General features: G+C 57.9%; 18 protein-coding genes. 9 read left to right on the forward strand and 9 right to left on the reverse strand.

Features of this window, described 5'->3' with window-relative positions:
- The first annotated feature begins 220 nt into the window (after positions 1–220).
- Positions 221–2,290, forward strand: a complete 2,070-nt coding sequence (locus tag OR601_RS06500; protein ID WP_265591427.1) for a class I tRNA ligase family protein — start codon at positions 221–223, stop codon at positions 2,288–2,290.
- An 808-nt stretch (positions 2,291–3,098) separates the two neighbouring features.
- On the opposite strand, the gene OR601_RS06505 is transcribed toward OR601_RS06500, so the two are convergent.
- The 9 genes from OR601_RS06505 to OR601_RS06545 all read right to left on the reverse strand — a co-directional run bounded on the left by OR601_RS06505 (position 3,099) and on the right by OR601_RS06545 (position 10,905).
- The gene (locus tag OR601_RS06505; RefSeq protein ID WP_168896759.1) at positions 3,099–3,560 is read right to left on the reverse strand and encodes a zinc ribbon domain-containing protein; all 462 of its coding nucleotides are present in this window, start codon (positions 3,558–3,560) and stop codon (positions 3,099–3,101) included.
- A 214-nt stretch (positions 3,561–3,774) separates the two neighbouring features.
- A complete protein-coding gene (gene fucO, locus OR601_RS06510) occupies positions 3,775–4,935 on the reverse strand; it encodes a lactaldehyde reductase (protein ID WP_265591428.1) in 1,161 nt (386 codons plus the stop codon).
- Positions 4,936–5,007: 72 nt separating this feature from the next.
- On the reverse strand, positions 5,008–5,892 hold the full coding sequence (locus tag OR601_RS06515) for a dihydrodipicolinate synthase family protein (RefSeq protein WP_265591429.1): 885 nt from the start codon (positions 5,890–5,892) through the stop codon (positions 5,008–5,010).
- A gap of 79 nt (positions 5,893–5,971) precedes the next feature.
- A complete protein-coding gene (locus OR601_RS06520) occupies positions 5,972–6,427 on the reverse strand; it encodes an RbsD/FucU family protein (RefSeq protein ID WP_265591430.1) in 456 nt (151 codons plus the stop codon).
- Between the two features lie 23 nt (positions 6,428–6,450).
- Positions 6,451–7,251 carry an amidohydrolase family protein gene (locus OR601_RS06525; protein WP_265591431.1) on the reverse strand — a complete coding sequence of 267 codons (801 nt, stop codon included), beginning with the start codon at positions 7,249–7,251 and terminating at the stop codon, positions 6,451–6,453.
- A gap of 2 nt (positions 7,252–7,253) precedes the next feature.
- Positions 7,254–8,534 carry an MFS transporter gene (locus OR601_RS06530; protein WP_265591432.1) on the reverse strand — a complete coding sequence of 427 codons (1,281 nt, stop codon included), beginning with the start codon at positions 8,532–8,534 and terminating at the stop codon, positions 7,254–7,256.
- A gap of 18 nt (positions 8,535–8,552) precedes the next feature.
- Positions 8,553–9,344, reverse strand: a complete 792-nt coding sequence (locus OR601_RS06535) for an SDR family oxidoreductase (RefSeq protein WP_265591433.1) — start codon at positions 9,342–9,344, stop codon at positions 8,553–8,555.
- A 93-nt stretch (positions 9,345–9,437) separates the two neighbouring features.
- Positions 9,438–10,607 carry a UxaA family hydrolase gene (locus tag OR601_RS06540; RefSeq protein ID WP_136013011.1) on the reverse strand — a complete coding sequence of 390 codons (1,170 nt, stop codon included), beginning with the start codon at positions 10,605–10,607 and terminating at the stop codon, positions 9,438–9,440.
- The gene (locus tag OR601_RS06545; RefSeq protein ID WP_136013010.1) at positions 10,600–10,905 is read right to left on the reverse strand and encodes a UxaA family hydrolase; all 306 of its coding nucleotides are present in this window, start codon (positions 10,903–10,905) and stop codon (positions 10,600–10,602) included. The genes OR601_RS06540 and OR601_RS06545 overlap by 8 nt, the downstream gene beginning before the upstream one ends.
- Positions 10,906–11,127: 222 nt before the next feature.
- Between OR601_RS06545 and OR601_RS06550 the strand changes: the two genes are divergently transcribed.
- The 8 genes from OR601_RS06550 to OR601_RS06580 all read left to right on the forward strand — a co-directional run bounded on the left by OR601_RS06550 (position 11,128) and on the right by OR601_RS06580 (position 22,599).
- On the forward strand, positions 11,128–11,886 hold the full coding sequence (locus OR601_RS06550) for an IclR family transcriptional regulator (RefSeq protein ID WP_167604351.1): 759 nt from the start codon (positions 11,128–11,130) through the stop codon (positions 11,884–11,886).
- A gap of 251 nt (positions 11,887–12,137) precedes the next feature.
- Positions 12,138–12,587, forward strand: a complete 450-nt coding sequence (locus OR601_RS06555) for a MarR family winged helix-turn-helix transcriptional regulator (RefSeq protein ID WP_136013008.1) — start codon at positions 12,138–12,140, stop codon at positions 12,585–12,587.
- Positions 12,580–14,361: an ABC transporter ATP-binding protein gene (locus tag OR601_RS06560; protein WP_265591434.1), complete on the forward strand. Its 1,782-nt coding sequence runs from the start codon at positions 12,580–12,582 to the stop codon at positions 14,359–14,361. The genes OR601_RS06555 and OR601_RS06560 overlap by 8 nt, the downstream gene beginning before the upstream one ends.
- Positions 14,351–16,264: an ABC transporter ATP-binding protein gene (locus OR601_RS06565; RefSeq protein ID WP_265591435.1), complete on the forward strand. Its 1,914-nt coding sequence runs from the start codon at positions 14,351–14,353 to the stop codon at positions 16,262–16,264. Before OR601_RS06560 ends, OR601_RS06565 begins: the two co-directional genes overlap by 11 nt.
- A 31-nt stretch (positions 16,265–16,295) precedes the next feature.
- On the forward strand, positions 16,296–16,907 hold the full coding sequence (locus OR601_RS08710) for a UTRA domain-containing protein (RefSeq protein ID WP_369945595.1): 612 nt from the start codon (positions 16,296–16,298) through the stop codon (positions 16,905–16,907).
- Positions 16,908–16,951: 44 nt separating this feature from the next.
- Positions 16,952–17,797, forward strand: a complete 846-nt coding sequence (locus tag OR601_RS06570; protein ID WP_265591436.1) for a histidinol-phosphatase HisJ family protein — start codon at positions 16,952–16,954, stop codon at positions 17,795–17,797.
- A gap of 319 nt (positions 17,798–18,116) precedes the next feature.
- A complete protein-coding gene (locus OR601_RS06575; protein WP_265591437.1) occupies positions 18,117–19,433 on the forward strand; it encodes a glycosyltransferase family 2 protein in 1,317 nt (438 codons plus the stop codon).
- Positions 19,434–19,545: 112 nt separating this feature from the next.
- Positions 19,546–22,599: a DUF4422 domain-containing protein gene (locus tag OR601_RS06580; protein WP_265591438.1), complete on the forward strand. Its 3,054-nt coding sequence runs from the start codon at positions 19,546–19,548 to the stop codon at positions 22,597–22,599.
- Positions 22,600–22,707: the final 108 nt, after the last annotated feature.

Consider the following 22,707-nt stretch of genomic DNA (forward strand, 5'->3'; position numbering starts at 1 on the left):
AGCTGGCCAGTTGCAGCACATTCCTGCGGCTCTCATTCTAGCCCGTCTGGAGCATTCCTTTGGGAGCCTATAGCATCTCTAGAGGGCTTAAGGATCCAAGGCGGTCCAGGCGCGCCTTTGAGGGTTTCGCAGCCCCCGCTAACAAGTAGAATGGTGCAGTTAGAGAAAGCAGTCACTCCCCTCTTGCGCCTTCGCGCAAGGGATGTGCGAAAGGTGCTCTATGACAGCTTCATTTGCTTCGCGGCCGCACTTTCCTCGCCGCGCCGTGGTCACCGCTGGCATGCCCTATGGCAACAAGGGGCTGCACTTTGGCCATATCGGCGGCGTGTTTGTGCCGGCAGATTTTTATGCCCGCTTCCTGCGCGATCGCATTGGCGCCCAAAACGTGGTCTTTGTGAGCGGCACCGACTGCTATGGCTCCCCCATCATGGAGGGCTACCGCAAATTGGCCGCCCAGGGCTATGAGGGCACTATCACAGACTATGTGAGCTCCAACCATCAGGCCCAAAAGGACGCGCTGGCCGCCTATGAGGTATCGCTCAACTTCTATGGCGGATCGGGGCTGGATCCGGCAAAGCCCGTCCATGCGGCCATGACAGACGCCCTCATCACGCGCCTCTATGAGCGCGGCTATCTTACCAAGCGCGAGACGCTGCAGTTCTACGACACCGAGGCTCATCAGTTCTTGAATGGACGCCAGGTGCAGGGCCGCTGCCCGGTGCCCGGCTGCAAGTCTGAGAAGGCCTACGCAGACGAGTGCGACCTGGGCCATCAGTTCGAGCCCGAGGACCTCATCAGCCCCATAAGCCAGGTCACCGGCACCGTGCCCGAGCTTCGCCCCGTGGCCAACTGGTACTTTGACCTGCCGGCCTTCGAGGAAGACCTCAAAAAGCTCGATGGGGAATGGTCCTGCGACCCCCAGGTGCGCGACGTGGTGGCCACTACCGTGCGCGAGTTCTTGGTGCCCCCTGCCATCTACATCAAAAACGAGCTGCGCGAACAGTTCGACGCCATCGCGCAGCAGTTGCCTGCCCACACCGTCAACGAGCCAAAGGGGAATGCCGCGTCCTTCTCGGTAGCCTTTGAGTCTTGGGACGCCCGTGATGAGGCCAGGGAGGTGTTGGACTCCCATTCCATCCGCTTCAGAGCCGGCAAGTGCCTGCTGCCCTTCCGCATCACCGGCAACATAGACTGGGGCGTGCCGGCGCCGGATTTGGACAATACCTGCGGCCTCACCGTATGGTGCTGGCCGGAGTCGCTCTGGGCGCCCATCTCGTTCACCAAGACGCTGCTGCAAGAAGACCCCGCCACCGCGGCGGCCAACGCCTGCGACCCTTCCGTGTTGCCTGCCGCCTACAGCTCCTGCGATTGGCACGACTGGTGGTGCGAGGGCAACGACGCCCAGGTCTTCCAGTTCATTGGCCAGGACAACATCTACTTTTACTGCGTGGCCCAACCCGCCATCTGGGAGGCGCTGGACTGGAATCTCTTCCAGGACACGCCGGTGGCCAACTACCACATTCTGTTCATGAACAAGAAGGCCTCCAGCTCGGGCGCCATCAAGCCGCCCATGGCTGCCGACCTGCTCTCCCACTACACCCCCGAGCAGCTGCGCTGCCACTGGCTCTCTTTGGGCCTGGGCGCCAAGGCCGTCTCTTTCGCGCCTAAGCCCTACGACACCTCCGTCTCGCACAAGGACAAGAAAACCGGCGAGGAAGTGCTGGTAAAAGATGATCCCCGCGTAGTGGACCCCGCTCTTAAAGAGAGCGCCTTCCTCACCAACATCTTTAACCGACTCGCCCGCTCCTGCTTCTACGGCGCCCAAAAGCACTTGGACGGCAAATTGCCGAGAAGCTCGGCCACCCCCGCCGCCGCCTCTGCCTGCGACGAGGCCACCCTGGCCTTCGAGCTGGCCATGTATGAGCTGGACTTCCCTCGCGCCATGGCTGTCGCCGAGGACTTTGGCCGCGAAGCCAACAAGCTGTGGGATGCAGCCTCCAAAGCCGCCAAGGACGACGAGGCCGCCTACGAGCAGGCACTGGCCGACGCCTTCTGCGCCCTTCGCACCCTCACCCTGCTCATGCACCCCGCAGCCCCGGCTGGCTGCCAGATGATCTGCGAGCACCTGAACATCGACCCGGCCCTCTTCTTCAGCTGGGACCATGCATTCGAAAGCATCCCTCAATTGCTGGAAGGCGCCGGCATCGACCCGGCTTCCCACCAGCTGGTGGAGCTTCCCCCTCGCACCGACTTCTTCTCCAAGCACGAGAGCCAATTCAAGAAGAAGTAGGGCACTCGCTTTGCGCCCCCTGCACCGAAGGCCTCGGGAAGCCCCGGGGGCCGCAGCCTTGCGCCAAGGGCGCCAGTGGCCCTCGGAGTTGCAACCCTTGAGGTGCGGGTTTCTCGGCAGCAAGGGCACCGCGAGCCACTCACTGCTTTAGACGAGCGCCATCTACCCCACATCATCCGAGGTAGATGGCGCTTTCTTGTGGAGCGCCTTGGGCGCATTGCAGGGGGCGCACGTGCCGCCAGCCGTGCCGCCGCCCAGGAGGAGCGCCTTGGGCGCATTGCAGCAGGCGGCAGGATCATGCGGTGTGTGACGGCGAGGTGGGCGGGAATGACGGGGGCTGCTGGCGCCAATATGTGGCCCTTATACTCGGCGTCTATACATCGACCGCCGCGTTGTCCCAGCTCACAGCGACGCTCTATTCACTACTATTCTAATCTATCAAGTATGGTAGTTCACATTGGCACGAAAGGGTCTAATCCGGCAGGAAAACTGTCATAACGGGCCCTAATCCGGCAGTCTTCCGTGGAAGTCAAATGTACAAGCGAGTAAAACCCCTGGCAGTAGCACCAATCGATATCTAGAGCTGATTTCATACTGCCGGATAATGCACTTTCGTGCCAAAGGCGGCAAGCAGGCCTCTTCGTTCTCCATCATCTGAAGGCCGCCAACGGGGCGAACCCCCATGCATGCCATCTCCTAATGGCGTTTCGTGCCAGCAGCATTTCGTGCCAAAAGCGGCGCCAAGCCTGCCGCTAAGTGGCGCCAGGCCCGTCGCTACTTCCATGATTTAGGCAGGCGCCCTTCCCGCTCACTTGCATGAACCCTTCCAGCGATCCAGGTGCGGCAGCAACGTGGCCATGAGCGACACCGCCTCCTCGCGGGAGATGCCCAATGCCTGAGCCTCGAGATCGGCCGTGCTCTCGATGAATTCGTCCATGGTCACCTCGCCTGAAGTGAACTCGCCGTCTGAGTAGCAATACTTGCAATAATGGTCATTGGGGCTTCCGTCGGCCTCAGTGCCGTGGATAGCCGGATCGGGAATAGGCATAGAGCAGCACTGGCAGTAGTATTCCTTGGGCATCTCGAAGAAACGCTCCAGAGGCACCGAGAACACCGTGCAAATGAGCTTGACCATATCGATGCCGGGAGCCGTCTCGCCCGTCTCCCACCTTGATACCGCTTGGCGGGTCACATAGAGCTGCCGAGCCATCTCCTCTTGGGTGATGCCGGTTTCCTTGCGAATAGAGACTATGACGTCTTTCATGGCCATGGGTTCCTCCCGGGATGTATGAGCGTTATCCCCATCATGACGGGACGCCCGGCAGGCTGACAAGAAACAGACCGTTGCGACATGGGCCACCCCCTGCCTAATGACGGCATAGCTGGCCGTGCGCAAAAAAGACGCGCTGGATTGGATGCCAGCGCGTCTTTGTATAGACCTTCGGTCAAAGAGAGGCACAGCTATGCACGAGCGGTGCAATAGGCTAGGCCATGATCTGACGGAACATGCCCATCACGTCATCGTAGGAAGCGTCACGAGGATTGCCGGGGAAACAAGCATCGGCCATAGCATCGTTTACAAGCGTATCGAGCTCGTCATCTACGATGGCATCGCAGACGGTGGGGATGTCCACATCCACGGAAAGCTGCTTGACTGCGGCGATGGCGGCGTCGGCCGCCTCGTCAGCGGTCATGCCGGTAGTGTCAACGCCCATGGCAACCGCGACGTCGGCGAGGCGATCGGTCACCGCAGGCTTGTTGAACTCCATGGCGATGGGAAGCAGCATGGCGCAGGCTACGCCGTGAGGCGTGTCGTAATGGGCAGAAAGGGTATGGGCCATGGAGTGGTCGACGCCCAGTCCCACATTGGAGAAGCCCATGCCGGCGATGTACTGGGCAAGCGCCATCCCCTCGCGGCCAGAACCGGGCTTGCCGCTCTTGGCCTCGGCTACGGCGTCACGAAGGTGCTTGGCAATGAGCTCGATGGCCTTGAGATGGAACATGTCGGACATCTCCCAGGCGCCCTTGGTGGTATAGCCCTCGATGGCGTGGGTGAGAGCGTCCATGCCCGTGGCGGCGGTGAGACCGGCAGGCATAGTGGCCATCATCTCAGGATCCACCACGGCGACCTCAGGGGCGTCGTTGGTGTCGACGCACACGAACTTGCGCATCTTCTCGGGGTCGGTAATCACATAATTGATTGTCACCTCGGCTGCGGTGCCGGCGGTGGTGGGCACAGCAATGGTGAAGACAGCATGATTCTTGGTGGGAGCGACCCCTTCGAGCGAGCGAACGTCGGCGAACTCGGGATTGGTGATGATGACGCCGATGGCCTTGGCGGTGTCCATGGCAGAGCCGCCGCCCACCGCCACGATAGCGTCGGCGCCGGAAGCCTTAAACGCCTCCACGCCGTCTTGCACGTTCTTGATGGTGGGATTGGGCTTGATATCGGAGTAGACCACGTAGGGAATACCGGCCTCATCCAGCAAGTCGGTGACCTTGGTGACCACACCAAACTTCACCAGATCGGGATCGGTGCACACAAAAACCTTCTCAAAGCCGCGGCGGCTAAGCTCGCCGGGAATCTCGGCGATGGCGCCAGTGCCATGATAGGAAATCGTGTTCAAGACGATTCGATTGGCCATGACAAATCCTTTCTCAAAAAGGCCGCCCCTCTGACGGCCTTCAGCTCTATTGCAGTATGGATGAAGACAAGCTTAATTCTCGTCTAGAAGGGCTTTAACCTTGGCGAGTTGCTGGTCCGAAAGTTGAACTGCGGGGTCAAAGATCTTGGTGGAGATGGGAAGCCCCTGCGCCTTCACCGCGCCCTTGATGGCCGAGACAAAGAGGTCTGCGCAGTCGTAGACGCTCATGAGATGAGAGATCTTCTCGGCACAAGCGAACGCGGTATCCAGGTCATGGACCTTGTAGGCACGATCCATAGTGCCAAAGATCTCGGGCACCACGTTGGTGAGGCCGCAAAGCACACCGTTGCCGCCCGCGATGCGATTGGGGATGTAGTACTCGTCAAAGCCGGAGAGCACGGAGAACTGGGGGTTCACGGCGCGCACGGCGTTGATCATCTGGCGAGTGTGGGAGATGGTGTCCACGGTGTCCTTGATGCCCCGGATGTTGGGGTAGCGCGCAGCCAGGGTGGCAACCAGCTCGGGGGCGAGGTCGGTGCCGGTGCGGGCCGGGAAGTTATAGAGGATCACAGGGACATCTACGGCCTGGGCGATGCCGCCAAAGTAGTTTTGGGCACAGTCGGGGCTGGGGCCAAAGTAGTAGGGAGAGACGGCGAGCACCGCGTCGACGCCAGCCTTCTCAGAGTATTGAGCCAGTTCGAGCACGTTGGCATAGGTGGTGTCGCCGATACCCGCGAAGACCTTCATGCGGCCGCCCACGTGCTTGACGGCAAAGTCGATAGCACGCTTCTTGTCTTCTAAGGACACCGAGTAAAACTCGCCAATGGAGCCAAAGAGCAGCACGCCGGTGATGCCTGCCTCGGCCAGGTGGTCCAGGTGACGGCCCCAAAGCTCGAGATCGAGCTCACCCTCGTCATTGGTGATAGTAATTGATGGACAGAACACGCCGTCAAACATGGACGGTCCTTTCGATTCGCGAGAATGCCAGGCAGCCCCTTTGAGCCACCTGACACTTTCTGATTGCTAGAGTGAGGCGTTAGGCCAGGGCTTCCCCTTCATAAACCACGCCTTTTTGCAGGATGACATTGGCATACTGCGCTCGCTCGCCGGTGGCAACCACCACGTAGGCCTTGGAGGCCTTCTCGTAGAAGGGGAAGCGGTCCACCATGCCGATGGTTGCGGCCCCGCGGTCATCCACCCGGGCCACCAGCTGGGCGTAGGTATCCCAGATGGGGGTCTCTACGGTGTCGCCGGGAACCTTAGCCATGAGGGTGACAGGGTTGTCCACGTACTGGTCCAGCGGCATGAGCGCGAGGATTGCACGGAGCAGCTCGGCTCCGCCATGGCCGTCACAACGGATGACCAGGGAGTTCTTGCCCACGGACTCCGCGGGGAAGTTAGCGTCGGCGATGACCAGGGTGTCGCCGTGGCCCATCTCGTCCATGGCGCAGAGAAGCTGGGGAGGAATGAGAGGTGAAATGCCTTTGAGCACAACGGTTCCTTTCCAAAGATGCGCTAGAGCTGAATGCCGTAACAGTCGCAGGCGTTCTCGCAGAAGAGGCGCTCGTCGTCGCCAAAGACTTCGCGGACGCTTGCCAAGTGCTCGGCCAGGCTGGAATACATGCCAACCACAGGCCAGTTGGAGGCATAGAGCAGACGAGCAGGATCGAAGGTCTCCTTCACAAAGGTGAGGACCGAGGTGGCAAAGTCCTTATCGGCAGTGGGGAAACCAGATACCTTGAGATAGAGGTTGGGCAGCTGAGCCAGAGAGGCCATGGTCGCGCGGTAGTCCTCGGTGAAGCTCTCAGGAGTCACGTTGCCCAGGTGGTTCAAGACCGCGGTGGCTTCAGGGACTTGGGAGAATGCCTCAAGCGCGATGGGCAGGTCCTCCACCCGGTTGCAGGACTCGAAGGGCTTGCCTGCGCCGGCCAGCACACGAAGGCCGGCGATGAAGTTGGGGGCCAGGGCACGATCTTTGGGCTGAGAGCCGATATGCAGCGGTTCGCGAACACCGGTGGCAAAGACCGGCAGCCGCATCCAGGGCTCCACGCGAGCGCGCATCATGGTGGCCAGGATCTTGGGATCCTGACTCATGCGCTCCCAGGTAAGACGATCCTCCAGCAAAGGATCTACACCGTCGACCTCCACATAGACGCCGCCGAGAAAATCTACCCCGCCAATAGCGGCATAGGCCACCTCGAGTTCCTCAAGGGTGTAGGTGTGGGTGATGGAGCCGTCGGTTCCTTCAAGCCAGGGAAGCTCCTGGGCGTCGAGATCCCATACGTGAAAGTGCGCGTCAATGAGTTGAAGAGCCATGGTTACTTTGCCTCCAAACCAATCTTCGAGCCCTTAAGGCCGTACCAGGCCACATAGGCCAAGGAGGGCACGGCGATGATCATGGCGAAGCAGGTGCTGCCGGTGGCGTCGATGAGGACGCCCGCCAGAGGCGGAATGAGCGCGCCGCCCACGATGGACATGATGAGCAGGGAGGACGCAGTCTTGGTAGCAGCGCCGTGCAGACCGGACAGAGTGAGCGAGAAGACGGTGGGATAGCCGATGGACATGAACAGGAACGCCAAGATGAGCGCGATCACCGAGACAGGGCCAAGTCCCAGGAAGGTGACGAAGAATAGGATGGCAGCGGCACCCATGTAGATGCCCAGCATCTTGCCAGCATCGAACTTGGCCAAAAGGGGCACCGAGGCAAAGCGGCCCAGAGTGAACAGCAGCGAGAGGATGGAGAGCATGGCGGCTGCAGCGCCTGCCTCAAGGCCGGCCCACTGGGAGAGGGCTACGCCCGAGAAGAGCGACATACCAATAGTCTGGATGCCCACGTAGAGAAACTCGGCGACAACGCCCAGCGCCACGTGAGGACGCTTGAGGATGGCGCTCAAAGAGGCGTCCTTTTCATGAAGCTCGTCGCCAGACTCCATACCGGCCACGTCGCCGGGAGGAGTGGGGAGCTTCACCAGGATGAAGATGGCCAGAAGCGCCAAAAGCACGACGCCGATGACGATGTAGACCGTGCGCATGGAGGTCAAGAACTCCATCTTGGCCGCATCGAAGCCAGGCTGGCCCGCCGAGACGGTGGCGCCCAGGATTTGAGCCAGGATGAGGGGGCCCACCATAGTGCCCACGCCGTTGAAGCCCTGGGCCAGATTGAGGCGCATGGCCTCGTGGCGCTCATCGCCCAGCTTAGTGATGTAGGGATTGCAGTTGGCCTCGAGGCTGGAGGCGCCAGCGGCGATCACAAACATGGAGACCAAAAAGATAGCGTAGCTGGCAGTGCTGGTGGCAGGCACCGTGATGAAGGAGCCAATGGCAAAGAGGGCGATGCCCAAGATCACGCCGCCTTTGTAGCCAAAGCGCTTGGCCACCATGGTGGCAGGGATCGCCATGACGAAGTAGGCGCCATAGTAAGCCACTTGAAGCAGAGAGGCCTCGGTAGCCGAGAGCTCCAGGTAGTTTTCCATGGGGCTGTTGAGGCCGTTGACCAAGTTCATAGCCAGGCCCCAAATGAAGAACAGGGAGGTCACCAGAGCGATGGCGATGGTAGCCTTGGCGCCCTTGGTTTGAGCTTTGCCCGCAGATGAGGTCATGATAGGGATACCTCCGGATTAGCTCAGGGCACGATCGAGATGCACATAGCCACCGTCCACGAAGACCCACTGGCCGGTGGTGTGAGAGGAGCGGTCGGAGAGCAGGAAGGCGCAGGCGTCGGCGATCTCCTTGGTGGAGGTCATACGGTGCTCCAGGGGGATCTTGTCGGTGATCACCTTGAGACGAGCCTCCTGTGCCGCCTCGTCGCCAAAGGTCTTGATCCAGTTGGCGTAGAGCGGAGTCCAGGCCTCGGCTACCACAATGGCGTTGACGCGCACGTCGTCTGCGGCAAAGGCGGCGGCCCATTCGCGAGTGAGTCCCAGGATGGCGCCCTTAGCGGCAGCATAGGCGCTGGTCTTGCCCTGGCCGGTGAGGGCGGTCTTGGAGGAGATGTTCACGATGGAGCCCTTGGACGCCTTGAGGTAGGGGCAGGTCTCGTGTACCAGCTCGTAGTAATGGGTGAGGTTGCCGTGGATGGACTCCTCGAACTCGCGCCAAGAGGTAGTCTCCACATCCTTGTTGTCGTTCTTGCCGGCGTTGTTCACCACGCCGTCGATGTGGCCGTACTTGGCGTAGACCTCATCGACGATGGGCTTAATCTCGTCAGTGTTGTTGAGGTCGATGAAGAAGATCTCGTAGGTAGAGGTGACCTCCTCGAGCTCCTTGCGAAACTCGTCCTCAGCGCCGTCCTGGCGGTTGAGGATCACGGGGATGGCGCCTTCGCGGGCGAGCTCGAACACGATGCCCTTGCCAATGCCCTTGAACCCGCCGGTAACAAAAACGACTTTGCCTTCGAGGTGGAGATCCATGGTGATTCCCTTCTTTCTTACCCTTGTGGCCGCTCTTGCCACAAGGGTCGATTTGGAATGACACTTGATACTGGGCAGGCGCCCAGGAAACGCCTACATGTAGTTGCAGAGGTGAGGTAGCGCCGTCTCGGTGTAGCCGATGGCCTCGGCACAGGTGAGACGACCGTTGCATACCTCGATGAGCTCGTCGATCATGGCATCGCGCAGCTCAACCATGGTTTGGGGGCCATAGATGGTGGCACTTGCATCAAAGTCGATGTTGTCGGCCATAGTGCGGGCTGTCACGCGGTTGGCCGTAAGGCGATAGACCGGAGCCATGGCGTTGCCTGTGGGCGTGCCCTGGCCGGTGGAGAAGACCACCAGCTGGCAGCCGCCAGCCACAAGACCAGATACCGAGGTGGGGTCGTTGCCGGGAGTGTCCATGATGACGAGGCCTTCGTGAGCCTTGAGCTGGCCGGCATAGGGATACACCGCATTGATGGGGCTGTGACCGCCCTTGTGGATGCAGCCCAAAGACTTCTCCTCCAAGGTGGTAAGGCCGCCAGCGATATTTCCTGGGCTGGGGTTTCCCTGGCGCATCTCGGCGCCAAAAAGGTGCACGTAATCCTCGTAGTCCTTCACAATACGCAGGATCTCCTGGCCCACCTCAGGGGTGGCGGCACGCCTGGCCAAGATCTGCTCGGCACCAAAGAACTCGGAGGTCTCGCAGAGCACCGAGGTGCCCCCTTGGGCAACGAGCCAGTCGGACACCTCGCCAATGAGGGGGTTTGAGCCCAGGCCGCTGGTGGTGTCGGAACCGCCGCAGTTGGTGCCCAGGATAAGCTCGGAGATGTCGCAGGGCACGCGCTGCTCTGCAGCGGCGGTCTCAGCCAGGCGGCGGGCGATGCGGATGCCTTCGTCCACGGCGTTGATAGAGCCGCCTACCTGCTGGATCACCAGGGTCTCAACGGGCTTGTCAGTGCGCTGGCGGATGGCATCCACCACCAGGTCGTTCTGACAGCCCTCGCAGCCCAAAGACACCGCTAGCACCGAGGCGATGTTTGGGTTGGCTGCGAAGCCGGCCATGGCGTCCATGGTCATCTGCTGGTCGGCCGGCACCTGGGAGCAGCCATTCTGGTTGTGGAAGGACACGCAGCCCTCCACGGCATTGGCGATGCGCTCGGTGGTGTCGGATGCGCAGATGCTGGTGGGCAGCACCAATACATGGTTGCGGATGCCCACTCGGCCGTCGGCGCGGCGATAGCCGTTGAACGTCTTAGTCATGGTCGACCTCCTCAGCGGCGCGCAGGCCGTCAGTGGACATGCAGTTATGGGTATGGACATGTGCGCCTGAGACGATGTCTTGGGTGGTCAGGCCGATGTACTCGCCGTACTTCACCACGGCTTCGCCCTTGGCGATGGGGCGACGGGCCACCTTGTGGTACAGGGGAACGTCATCTGCAGCCACAAGCTCGAAGGACTCGCCTTTACGGTTGACGTAGGCCACAGGAGAACCTGCGGAAATGGGTTCGATGGCAACCACTACGTTGTCGGCGTCATCGATAAGCACCGCATTGCGCATGGAGACCTCCTCGCAGGCAACTGTTTAGTCGCTCTGTGCAAGTTCGTATATACGAACTTAGTTTGTTATTACGATTGCTATACTAGGGTGCAAGTTTTCAAATGGGCGCGTCGACTCCCCAGGAACACCATGAACGGATGCTTTTCGACCGCGAACGGTTATTTTAGGGGCTTAACCACTCAATCTGAAAACTATTTGAATGCTCATAGTAAGCGAGGTAACATGGCACCATCCCACGCTCCTGCCCACAGGACCACCCAACGCATCCTCGAAATCCTCACCTTGATAGCTGCCGAGAAAGACGGCCTTTCCTTGACCGATCTCTGCCGTGCCATGGATGCCCCCAAAGGCAGTCTCTACCCCATCCTAAAAACCATGTCTGACCAGCGGTTCCTTTCCCAGGATCCCACAAGCGGCCGCTATCATATGGGTGCCATGACCGCCCTTTGCGGCCGAGCCTTCGAGCAAAACGATGGCACCTTCAAGTTGTTAAACGAGTGTGCCCGCCAGGTGGTGGATGCCTGCGGAGAGACCTGTCAAGTGGGTTTTCGCGATGGCTCCTACGTACGTTATCTGCTGCGTGTGGACTCTCCCCAGCCCGTAAGGCTCGCCAGCGTCCCGGGTGTCACCCTCCCCTTGCACACCACCGCCATTGGCAAAGCCCTTCTCTCCGCCCTCCCTAACCAGGAGGTGGATCAGCTGGTAAAGATCCCTTGGGAGCGCCTCACCTCCCACACCTTGGCCACGCCGGAGCTGCTCCACCTGGAGCTCGACCAAGTGCGTGCCGGCGACTTCGCCTATGACCGCGGCGAGACTTCCGAAGGCGTCACCTGCATCGCGCTGCCTGTGCACAAAGGCGACCAGATCCCCTGGGGCATTGGCGTGACTACCCCGGCCTTTAGGTTGGATCAGCACAAGGAAGCCCTCATCAAAGAGGTGCTCGCCGCCTCCCGCGCCACGCTGGAGTCGCTGCTGGCCTAAAGGCCCTTGCCTCAAAGCACTGTTCTCAGACGACCCTGCCGAGAAGCCCCCCCCCTTCTTGGTAGGGTCGTTTTTCTCGGCAGCCAAAGACCTTCTGCTCGCTTCAAGGCACCCATGGAACTCGATGCTTTCAAGTTGCTTCCATAGCTATGACATAACTTTGGGGCCTAATGATTCGGTACCTTGCAATCTTTGGGAGAGGGGAATAGGATGCTAAAGCCGGACTGGCAAGTATTTGAGGGAGGGTGTCCATGGGCGACCTATCGTCGCGAAATGAGCTGGTAGCAGCCATCTTGGGTGACATCAAATCGCTAGGGCACACGCTCTATTTTCACCACAGGGGAGTCTCGGGGCAACCGCAGATCCTCTGCGAGCTCTATGACCATGGGGGCCAGTTGACCCAGCGCGATCTGGGCGAGCGCTTTCAAATCACGCCCGGTTCCCTCTCTGAGGTGCTCACGCGCATGGAGCACGGGGAGCTTATCTGCCGCACCCGTGATCCGGAAGACAGCCGCAAGCTCATCGTGAAGCTCACGGAGCGCGGGGCTCACGCAGCAGCAGAAGAGATCAAGAAGCGCGATGCCTTTGGTGCCTGGTGCCTATCGTGTTTAAGCGATCAGGAGCAGCGAGAGCTTCGCGACCTGTTGGATAGGGTGCGCGCCCATTGGAACGATGTCGAAGCAAAGGAGAGCGATGATTAAACGACTCATGCAAAGCGTCCGCCAGTACAAGCGGCCTGCTATCGCCACTCCAATCTTGGTGACCGGCGAAGTGATCATCGAGGTGCTCATCCCCTTTGTCACCGCTCAGCTCATCGACGCCATCAACAACGGCGCTCAGATGCCTGAGATCTTGAAGGCGGGCGCCCTGTTATTGGCGTTGGCCCTCATCTCTTTGGCCTTTGGCACCCTGGCAGGCATCACCTGCTCCCGTGCAGCGGCGGGCTTTGCCAAAAACCTGCGCCAGGACATGTTCTACAACATTCAGACCTTCTCCTTCGCCACCATCGACAAGTTCTCCACCCCGTCTTTGGTGACCCGCATGACCACCGACGTCACCAACGTCCAGATGTCGTTCATGATGATCATCCGCACCGCCATCCGCGCCCCTATGATCATCATCTTCGCCATGGTCATGGCCTTCTCCATGGCCGGGTCCCTCGCCTGGATCTACGTCTATGTCACCATTCCTTTGGCCTTCGGCCTCTTCTTCGTGATCCGAAAAGTACTTCCTATCTTTCGCCGGGTCTTTCGCAAGTACGATGCCCTCAATGAGTCGGTAGAAGAAAACGTCTCCGGCATTCGTGTGGTAAAGAGCTTTGTGCGCGAGAAGTTCGAGATGAAGAAGTTCGACGTGGCAGCCACCGACGTGCAGATGGACTTCACCCGCGCCGAGAAGCTCTTGGCCTTAAACGGCCCCATGATGAACCTCTCTGTGTCGGTCATCTTCCTGTGCGTCATCTACTTTGCCAGTCAGGCCATCATCACCAGCCGCGGCACCCTGGTAAACATCGGCCAGTTCTCCTCGCTCTTCACCTACGGCTTCATGATCCTCATGAGCCTCATGATGTTCTCCATGATCTTTGCCATGATCGCCATGTCGCTGGAGAGCGCCAGGCGTATCTGCGAGGTGCTCGAGGCCACCACGACCATTCACAATCCCGAGAACCCCGTGACCTCAGTGGCGGACGGCTCCATCGAGTTTGACGACGTGTCCTTCTCCTACAACGGTTCCACCGAGCGCGTGGCCCTCCACGACATCAACCTCTCCATCAAGAGCGGCGAGACCATAGGCATCATCGGCGGCACTGGCTCTGCCAAGTCCACGCTGGTGCAGCTCATCCCCCGCCTCTACGACGTCACAGCCGGCACCGTCAAGGTAGGCGGAGTAGACGTGCGCAACTACGACCTGGACACGCTGCGCCACGCCGTATCCATGGTGCTTCAAAAGAACGTGCTTTTTAGCGGCACCATCGCCGACAACCTGCGTTGGGGCAATCCAGAGGCCACCATGGACCAGATCATCGAAGCCTGCCGCTTGGCCCAAGCCAACGAGTTTGTGGAGCGCTTCCCCGATGGCTACGACACCTATATAGAGCAGGGAGGCACCAACGTCTCCGGCGGCCAAAAACAGCGCCTCTGCATCGCCCGCGCCCTCTTGGCACGGCCCAAGGTACTCATCCTTGACGACTCCACCAGCGCCGTGGACACCAAGACCGACGCCCTGATTCGCCAGGGTTTCGAGTCCTACATCCCCGAGACCACCAAGATCATCATCGCCCAGCGCACCAGCTCGGTGAAGGATGCAGACCGCATCGTGCTCATGGACAGAGGCACCATCCAAGACATAGGCACCCATGAGGAGCTTTTGCGCCGCTCCCCTATCTACCGCGAGGTGTACCTGTCCCAAAACAAGCAGTCTCATGACGAGAAGCTCGACGACATCGATCGCAAGGAGGCCGCCAATGCCCGCTAAACCCCAGGCTGCTGCCAAGCGCTCGCCCATCAAGCCCCAGGTCATAGGAAGGGTGTTCAAGTCGCTCTTCCGCTTCTACCCGGTGCTCATGCCCATCGTGTTTCTCTGCCTCATCATCAACGCCCTCACCAACGCCGTGCCTGCCATCTTCATGCAGCAGGCCTTGACCATCGTGGCTGCCCATTGGCAGACAGGCGACTGGGCGGCTGCGGCAGGCCCCCTCACCCAGCTCACCTTCACGCTGGCCTGCTGCTACGCTGCAGGCCTCACCGCCAACTTCACCTGGAACCGCCTCATGGCCATCATCTGCCAAGGCACCCTCAAGAAGCTGCGCGAAGAGATGTTCGACCACATGGAGACGCTGCCCATCCGCTACTTCGACACCCATGTGCACGGCGACATCATGTCTTACTACACCAACGACATCGACGCGCTGCGCCAGATGATCTCCCAATCGCTGCCCCAAGTGACCATGACCTGCCTGGTGCTCTTATCGGTATTCTTCATCATGCTGTGGTACTCGGTCTGGATGACCATCGTGGTGGTGCTGGGTGTGGCGGTCATGGCGCTGTGCTCCAAGGCGCTGGCCGGAAGGTCCGCCAGGTTCTTCTTGGCCCAGCAGCGAGCCATCGCCTCGGTCGAGGGCCATGTGGAAGAGATCATGAACGGCGAGCGCGTGGTGCAGGTCTTCTGCCACCAAAAAGAGTGCGAGGCGGACTTCGACCGCTACAACGAGCGCCTCTATGAGGCCAGCCGCAAAGCCAACACCTTCGCCAACATCTTGGGCCCCATCCTCATGAACATGGGCAATGTGATCTACGTCATCGTTGCCGTGGTGGCAGGCCTGCTGCTTGCCTTGGACGTGCCCAGCCTCTCCATCTCGGGCGCCGCGTTCACCATCGCCATCGCCGTGCCCTTCCTGAACATGACCAAGCAGTTCGCCGGCCAGATCGGCCAGATCTCCCAGCAGGTGAACCCCATCGTCATGGGCATGGCCGGCGCAGAGCGCGTCTTCCAGCTCATTGACGAGCCCTCCGAGACCGACTCTGGGTATGTGCGCTTGGTAAACGCCAAGATGGAAGGCGGCCAGCTCACCGAGGCTCCCGAGCGCACCGGCCTTTGGGCCTGGAAGCATCCCCATCATGACGGCACCACCACCTACACCCTGCTGGCAGGCGACGTGCGCTTCTTCGACGTGGACTTTGGCTACACCCCCAACCACACCGTGCTCCACGACGTATCCCTCTTTGCCAAGCCTGGCCAAAAGGTGGCCTTTGTGGGCGCTACGGGCGCAGGCAAGACCACCATCACCAACCTCATCAACCGTTTCTACGACATCGCAGACGGCAAGATCCGCTATGACGGCATCAACATCAACAAGATCCGCAAGAACGACCTTCGCCGATCGCTGGGCATCGTGCTCCAAGACGTCAACTTGTTCACTGGCACCGTGCTGGAAAATATCCGCTACGGGCGCCTCAACGCCACCGACGAGGAGTGCTTCGACGCCGCCAAGCTTGCCGGGGCCCATGACTTCATCGAGCGTTTGCCAGAGGGCTACAACACCCTCCTTACCGACAATGGCGCGCAACTGTCACAAGGTCAGCGTCAGCTGGTCTCCATCGCCCGCGCTGCCGTGGCCGATCCTCCGGTTATGATCCTGGACGAAGCCACCAGCTCCATCGACACCCGCACCGAGGCCATCGTCCAACGCGGCATGGACGCCCTCATGAAGGGCCGCACCACCTTTGTGATCGCCCACCGCCTCTCCACGGTGCGCAACGCCGACGTCATCATCGTGCTCGACCATGGCCGCATCATCGAACGCGGCAACCACGAGGAGCTCATCGCCAAGAAGGGCACTTACTACCAGCTCTATACTGGCGCCTTCGAGCTAGAGTAAGCTGATAGGCGCCTACGTCTATGAGCTTACTCTGGGCACCCGCCAGCAGCTCCAGCCGGCCCAGGCGCGCTGCGACCACAGGTGCGGGCTTCTCGGCATCGAGAAAGCGCCGCCCACCACCATCCAACAAGATAGGCTGGGTATCGACTCCGCAAGCCCCATCTGGCGTATCACACGCCTCCACTATCTCGATGGATGCCCCAGGATCGTTGAGCGCTCTTGTATGGCCTGCGCCCGTGTCCCCTCCCTTGACGTCGACCAAGCCGCGGGCTCTTTGGCCCAGGTGCTCCACCAGTCGGGCTCTGGCCCCCTGCACGCCCGTGAAGTGCTGGGTGCGGTAGCTCTTACCTCAGCCGACGCCGCGCTCTTGGATGCCAAGCCTGGCCAGCCCGCCTTTCGCCTAGAACGGGAGGTCTTTGACGAGCAGGACGCTGCTGGGAATATGGCCTTCGCGCCATGTGCAGACACGACCTGCGCTTTGACATCCTCACTGCCGAGAAGGACGACGATCCGTTTTGCTACTAATTCCTTAGGTGCAGACAAAGGCTGCCTGAAGCCCAGGATGCCAGTCTTGAGCTTCGATTTTGCTGCAAGCCCAACGAGAACAAACTCCCCTCTTACCTACCTTGACGACTCCCTCTAGAGTCAAAGCATGAAGACCGGACTCATACGCTGCAGGAGGCTCTCATGCTGGCAGACTTTCATGTGCATTCAAACTTTTCCGACGACTCCGTCTACGCCCCGGCCTGTGTGGCCCGCGACGCCTACGAGCAAGGCATTGAAGCCCTGTGCTTCACCGACCATGTGGATTACGGCGTCAAGCCCGATGCCGGTGAGACTCCTTGGCGCTACGACCCCGACAACGGCAAAGGCGTCACCAACGTGGACTACGCCCGCTACTTTCCTGCTTTGGATGCCCTGCGCGAGCAGTGGGCCGGCAAGCTCTCCATTGTCAAAGGCCTCGAGTTTGGCGTCCAGCGCCACACCGTTGCCGCCTTTGAGCAGGCGCTCGATCAATGGGGCGATCGGCTTGACTTTGTGCTGCTCTCCATCCACCAAGTGGGTGATCATGAGTTTTGGAACGGCGACTACCAGCAAGGGCGCGAGCAGGCGCAAATCCATGGAGCCTACTACGGCGAGATGCTTGCCGTCATAGACGCGTTCTCTGGTTGGGACAGCCTTGCCCACATGGACCTCATTTGCCGCTACGACCCTTACGGCCCCTATCCCTTCGATGCCACGCGCGACCAAGTAGCAGCCATCCTCGAGCAGCTCATCGCCCAGGACAAGGCTCTGGAAGTAAACACCTCTTCCTGGCGCTATCGGCTGGACGACTTGCAACCCTCGACGCCCCTGCTCAAACTCTATCGCGACCTAGGAGGCACCCTTCTCACCCTTGGCAGCGACTCTCACAAGCCAGAGCATCTTGGCGCCCATTTGAGCGACGCTCAACAGGCCTTGCGAGACCTGGGCTTTGAGTCCTTTGTCACCTACGAGCACCATGTGCCCACCGAGCATGGGCTTGCAGAGTAGCTGATCCTGCGTTTTTCGCCTATACAAAATACAGCCTTTGAAGGTTACTGGCCACCGCCACAGTACGAAAAGGCCGAATCAGCCTAAAATGTCTCGCTAAGGTTGGGAGTCAACCTGTCTACGAAAACAATAAAATGGCTTTGGAGGAATATCCTCGAGCCATTTCCCAGAAGCATAGGGAAAATGCGATGATCTTGAGAGGAGCAGATACACTGCTCTTCTGCTCTTGGCGACAAGTTGTTTGCAACTTACCTCTGGCACTTTAGCAATAACGCTTTGGTGATATCTATTTTATTTCTCTTTCTTCGGAGTCGCTTTCATGAGCATCACTGTGATTATCCCTACCTACAACCATGCCAACACCATAGAAAAGACTGTAGACAGCGTCCTTTCTCAAGCGCCAAAAGGATCTTCTCTTTATGATCAAGTAGCCATAGTTGTTTGTGACGACGCCAGCATTGACGATACCGTGGCTGTGGTAGAACGCCTTTCGCAAAATGACAAGCGCATCTCGCTTGTCGTGAGCCCTCATAATCAAGGAACGCTTCTCAATCGCAAACAAGGTGTTTTATCAGCCACAACTCCCTGGGTCATGCTCATGGATGCCGATGATGAACTGGCTGCTGGAGCCCTAGAAAAGCTACTTCAAGAAGCTAAGACCGATCCAGCCCAAATCCTTCATTTTGGAGTAGAGATAGTTGCAGAAAATAACAAGGCCTACGAAGCGGCTGCAGGCATGGAGCATTTTCTTACTCCACCGGTACGATCACTTCAGGATGACACTATCCTTCAAATCCAGTTTTCAGAATCCAATGGGTTTGACTGGCATGTACATCACAAACTTTACGACCGAGAACTACTTCAAAATGCTTATACTGCCGCTGCCGATACCTTTTTAATCTTGTCAGATGATATCTATCTTTGTTTCATTATTGACTCATTGGCTCATAGCTATCGTGCTATTCCTCAAGCTCCATGGTATCGGTATCATCTGGGTGCGGGAGACACTTTTGGCAATGCCATGGACTTCAAACACCTTTCAACTCTTGCTCAAGCAGAAGCGGATGCCTACAAGCTTATGGATGATTATGCCAACAGTCCTCAAGCACCTATGCGCAAAGATTGGGCCGACCGGCTTCGCGACGCTAAGGAACGCATCATCTTTCATACCATGAACGAATGGTATGACAATCTCCCTGATAAGGATAGACCAGCAGGCATAGACCTCATTATCTCTGCCTGGCAGCCTGTAGGTGGACTACCTGCTATGGCTGCAGAACTATGGCGTTTTATCCGTGACGAGGCCTACGGTCTTTGGATAACCGAAGACCGTGCGACGCCCCAAGCCCAAACGCAAAAGCAGCACATCGATTCTCTGCTGGAAATCGTTACAAAAGTAGAAGCCCATTCATCTTTCGATGCCACAAATCACTATCGTTATGACACTATGAAAGCTGTTGCCCAAGGTCATCTTAGGGATTTAAGAATGTGGCCAGAGTATCTTTCAGAAAACCAGGCATCTCAAGTTTGCCCTCAGAGCAATTCTCGTATAACGTCCACCAATGAGAAAAATAGTGACTCTTGGCTTCATAGGATACGGCTAGCTGTAGACAAAATTATTAGCCCTAGTCGCTGACTAACTTTTCTACTGCAGCCTGTTAAATTTGTCGGCGTTGTCCCATTGCGAGGAATATTGACCACAATGGATGATGAACGGTCTCGTTGCGTCTCTCTTACAAGGAGCACTTATGCCTCGTTTTTCCCTCGTAATTCCGGCTTATAACGTAGGCTCTTACCTGGGCGACTGCCTCCAAAGCCTCAAAGACCAGACCTTCTCTGACTTTGAAGCGATCATCGTAGACGATGCCAGCACTGACACCACCAATAGCATCGCCGCCTCATTTGCCCAGGATGACTCTCGCTTTAGTGTGATTCGTCATGAGCACAACCAAGGCCGCCACCTCACGCGCAAAACCGGCATTACCGCAGCTACCGGTGATTACATCATCCCTTTGGATGGCGATGACAGCCTTGAGCTTGACACCCTTGAGAAGCTTGACCAGGCCCTCAAAGACGAGCCTGTGGATTCTATTCACTATGGCCTCAATGCCATTGCCGCAGGTGCCACAAGTGCCGCTGCCGCACAAGCATTCGAAGCCTTCAACAACTTTGGTGAGGAAACCCTGTCACAAGAGGATCTTGTTCGCACCGTCTTTTGCATCGACGGTGGATTTCACCGTGATTGGCGCATCACCAACCATGCCTATCGCAGGGACATGTGCCAAAAAGCCTTCGACGCGATGACTGACCAGCGTCTTGAGCGTGCCGAGGATGCCTACGAATACCTCGTACTTTGCAGCTTCCTCAACGCGGAAGCCACCCGCAATGACATCTTGGGATACAACTACTATCTGGGCCGTGGAATCATCAATTACGAGTTCCTGACTCCTGCCAAGTACTTGAAGGAAGTCGAATACTCCCGCCAGTGCTGGGAGGCAGCTTTGGCTTGGGCAGATGTAGAGTCAAACCCCCTTATAGCAGAAGCCGCCCAAGGTCTTAAGTACAAAGTAATTGAAATTGTGAGCAATGATTGGGCTGCCCGCATCGATGATGCACACAAAGTTAGCACAGCCTATAGTGCCGCCCAGATTATGGGCACCAACGAGATGGCTACCAACCTCATGCGCCTTGCTCGAGATCGGGCCTATGGACTATGGACTGAGGGCAAATCCTTCCAGGACGATCCTACGCCTGTCACCTGGGCTAACCTCGGCCGAGAAATCCATGGCGTGAAAAAAGATGACGAACTTTGGTTTAATCGTTACTTGGACGCCACTACCGCCTATTTCAACCATGCAAACGACATCAACCAAAGGGCTCACGAAGAGGCTCAACGACACTATGTCGACACTGCAGCAGCTCAGCCTAACCGCATCCTGGTGTCGGCCCACCGCAAGTTTGCCCACTTTGATGCTGACAGTCTTCAGATGATTCAAGTGGGCGCGGCTCTTGCATCTACCCTTTTCCAGAACATGCTTCATGACGACGAAGGCGACAACGACTCGAAACTCAATCGCATGCTTTGCGAAATGACTGCCCAGTATTGGGCTTGGAAGCATGTAAATGCTTCCTACATTGGTTTTTGCCATTATCGGCGTTACTTCAACTTCTCTGACAAGCGCTATAAAGAAAACCCCTACGGCGAAATCATGGATGGCCGCATCGATGAGGTCGCTCAAGCAAAATATGGCCTAGACGATGCCACGATTGCCAAAGCCATCGAGGGTTATGACATTATCTCAGCGCCCATCCAAGACATCCGCAAAATGCCTGGAGCAGCCACTACCCCACTCGAGCAATACGCTGATGCTCCCAAGCTTCATGTGGAGGATCTTATCCTTTGTGGTGAGGTTGCCAAAACGCTCTATCCCGATTACGCAGAGGATGTCGACAGCTACCTCAACGGCCACTTCTCTTGCTTCTGCAATATGTACATCATGCGTGGTCAGCTATTCAAAGACTATGCAGCCTGGGTGTTTCCCATCCTTGATGAGACCATGAAGCATCTGGATATGGATCGTTACTCTGTAGAGGGAGTACGCACTCCAGGCCATCTGGCAGAGCGTCTGTTCAATATTTACCTTGCTCACCTGAAGCGCACTCAAAGCTCTCTTGCCATTAAAGAGCTTCAGGTAGTGCATTTTGAAGATCCTGCTCCTCGTGCCACAGAGAAGCCCTTACCTTCCTCGATCACCAAACCCATTGTGCCGGTAGCATTTGCTGCTGATGACAATTACGTGCCTATGCTCACCACCACTATCACATCTATGCTGGAGAACGCGAGCAAAGACAGGCACTACGACATTGTGGTGCTCACCAACAATATCTCTGGTGACAACCGCACCCTCATCTCTTCGTTAGTAGATAGCTATGGCGATGCCTCGGTGCGCTTTGTGGATGCCACTCCGTTCATTGCCAAATTCGAACTCACTACCAACAACCCCCATATTTCCAATGAGACCTACTATCGCTTCCTCATCCAGGAGCTTTTGCCTTTCTACAACAAGGTGCTCTACCTTGATTCCGACCTCATTGTGACTGGAGATGTAGCTGAGCTCTTTGATACCGATGTCAACGACTACCTGCTGGCAGCCACTCGCGACATCGACTTCTTGGGCAACATCAACATGCCCGACGGCAAGCGCATGGCCTATGCCAAGAAGGTGTTAGGACTCAAAGATCCCTACGATTATTTTCAGGCCGGCGTACTGCTACTCAACACCAACGCAATGCGCCAAAAGCTCACCATGGAGCAGTGGCTCCAAAAAGCCACCAACGATGAGTACATCTACAACGACCAGGACGTGCTTAATGCAGAATGCCAAGGTCAAGTACTCTATTTAGACCAGCGCTGGAATGTCATGATCGATTGCGACTACCGCATCGAGCGCGTCTTCTCCTTCGCTCCCGCCAAGATCTTCAATGACTTTATGCGCGCCCGCCAAGAAGCCCGCATCACCCACTATGCAGGCTTCCAAAAGCCCTGGAACATGGTGCGTTGTGACCGAGCACCGCTTTATTGGCACTATGCTCGACTTACACCGTTCTATGAAGAGCTGGCAGCCCTTCTGGCCAAGAACCTTCCCCCCGCAAAGATGCACATGCCAGTGGTAGATCGCCCTCCCAAAGTAATGGCCGAGGATAACCCCATTCGCAAGGTGATCGACCCTCTTATGCCTTATGGCACTCGTCGACGTGAAGTGTTCAAGGCTATGGGTCGCGCCCTGCGGGGTCTCAAATAATCATTTCTTTATGGCTTGATAAGCCTGCCGGAAGAGTGTACACGCACAAAGGGGTTGTTGCTGGCTTCCCGGCAACAACCCCTTTGCCAAATGTATGAGAGAGCAATA

This window comes from Leptogranulimonas caecicola (assembly GCF_023168405.1).
In the GTDB taxonomy this organism is placed as follows: Bacteria; Actinomycetota; Coriobacteriia; order Coriobacteriales; family Atopobiaceae; genus Leptogranulimonas; species Leptogranulimonas caecicola.

Bases quoted from the DNA above. Each gene is read 5' to 3' on its own strand.
- OR601_RS06530 (WP_265591432.1), bottom strand. From the start codon at position 8,534: ATGACCTCATCTGCGGGCAAAGCTCAAACCAAGGGCGCCAAGGCTACC.
- OR601_RS06545 (WP_136013010.1), bottom strand. From the start codon at position 10,905: ATGCGCAATGCGGTGCTTATCGATGACGCCGACAACGTAGTGGTTGCC.
- fucO (WP_265591428.1), bottom strand. From the start codon at position 4,935: ATGGCCAATCGAATCGTCTTGAACACGATTTCCTATCATGGCACTGGC.
- OR601_RS06525 (WP_265591431.1), bottom strand. From the start codon at position 7,251: ATGGCTCTTCAACTCATTGACGCGCACTTTCACGTATGGGATCTCGAC.
- OR601_RS06555 (WP_136013008.1), top strand. From the start codon at position 12,138: ATGGGCGACCTATCGTCGCGAAATGAGCTGGTAGCAGCCATCTTGGGT.
- OR601_RS06580 (WP_265591438.1), top strand. From the start codon at position 19,546: ATGCCTCGTTTTTCCCTCGTAATTCCGGCTTATAACGTAGGCTCTTAC.
- OR601_RS06550 (WP_167604351.1), top strand. From the start codon at position 11,128: ATGGCACCATCCCACGCTCCTGCCCACAGGACCACCCAACGCATCCTC.
- OR601_RS06505 (WP_168896759.1), bottom strand. From the start codon at position 3,560: ATGGCCATGAAAGACGTCATAGTCTCTATTCGCAAGGAAACCGGCATC.
- OR601_RS06535 (WP_265591433.1), bottom strand. From the start codon at position 9,344: ATGGATCTCCACCTCGAAGGCAAAGTCGTTTTTGTTACCGGCGGGTTC.
- OR601_RS06570 (WP_265591436.1), top strand. From the start codon at position 16,952: ATGCTGGCAGACTTTCATGTGCATTCAAACTTTTCCGACGACTCCGTC.
- OR601_RS06515 (WP_265591429.1), bottom strand. From the start codon at position 5,892: ATGTTTGACGGCGTGTTCTGTCCATCAATTACTATCACCAATGACGAG.
- OR601_RS06575 (WP_265591437.1), top strand. From the start codon at position 18,117: ATGAGCATCACTGTGATTATCCCTACCTACAACCATGCCAACACCATA.
- OR601_RS06540 (WP_136013011.1), bottom strand. From the start codon at position 10,607: ATGACTAAGACGTTCAACGGCTATCGCCGCGCCGACGGCCGAGTGGGC.
- OR601_RS06500 (WP_265591427.1), top strand. From the start codon at position 221: ATGACAGCTTCATTTGCTTCGCGGCCGCACTTTCCTCGCCGCGCCGTG.
- OR601_RS06560 (WP_265591434.1), top strand. From the start codon at position 12,580: ATGATTAAACGACTCATGCAAAGCGTCCGCCAGTACAAGCGGCCTGCT.
- OR601_RS06565 (WP_265591435.1), top strand. From the start codon at position 14,351: ATGCCCGCTAAACCCCAGGCTGCTGCCAAGCGCTCGCCCATCAAGCCC.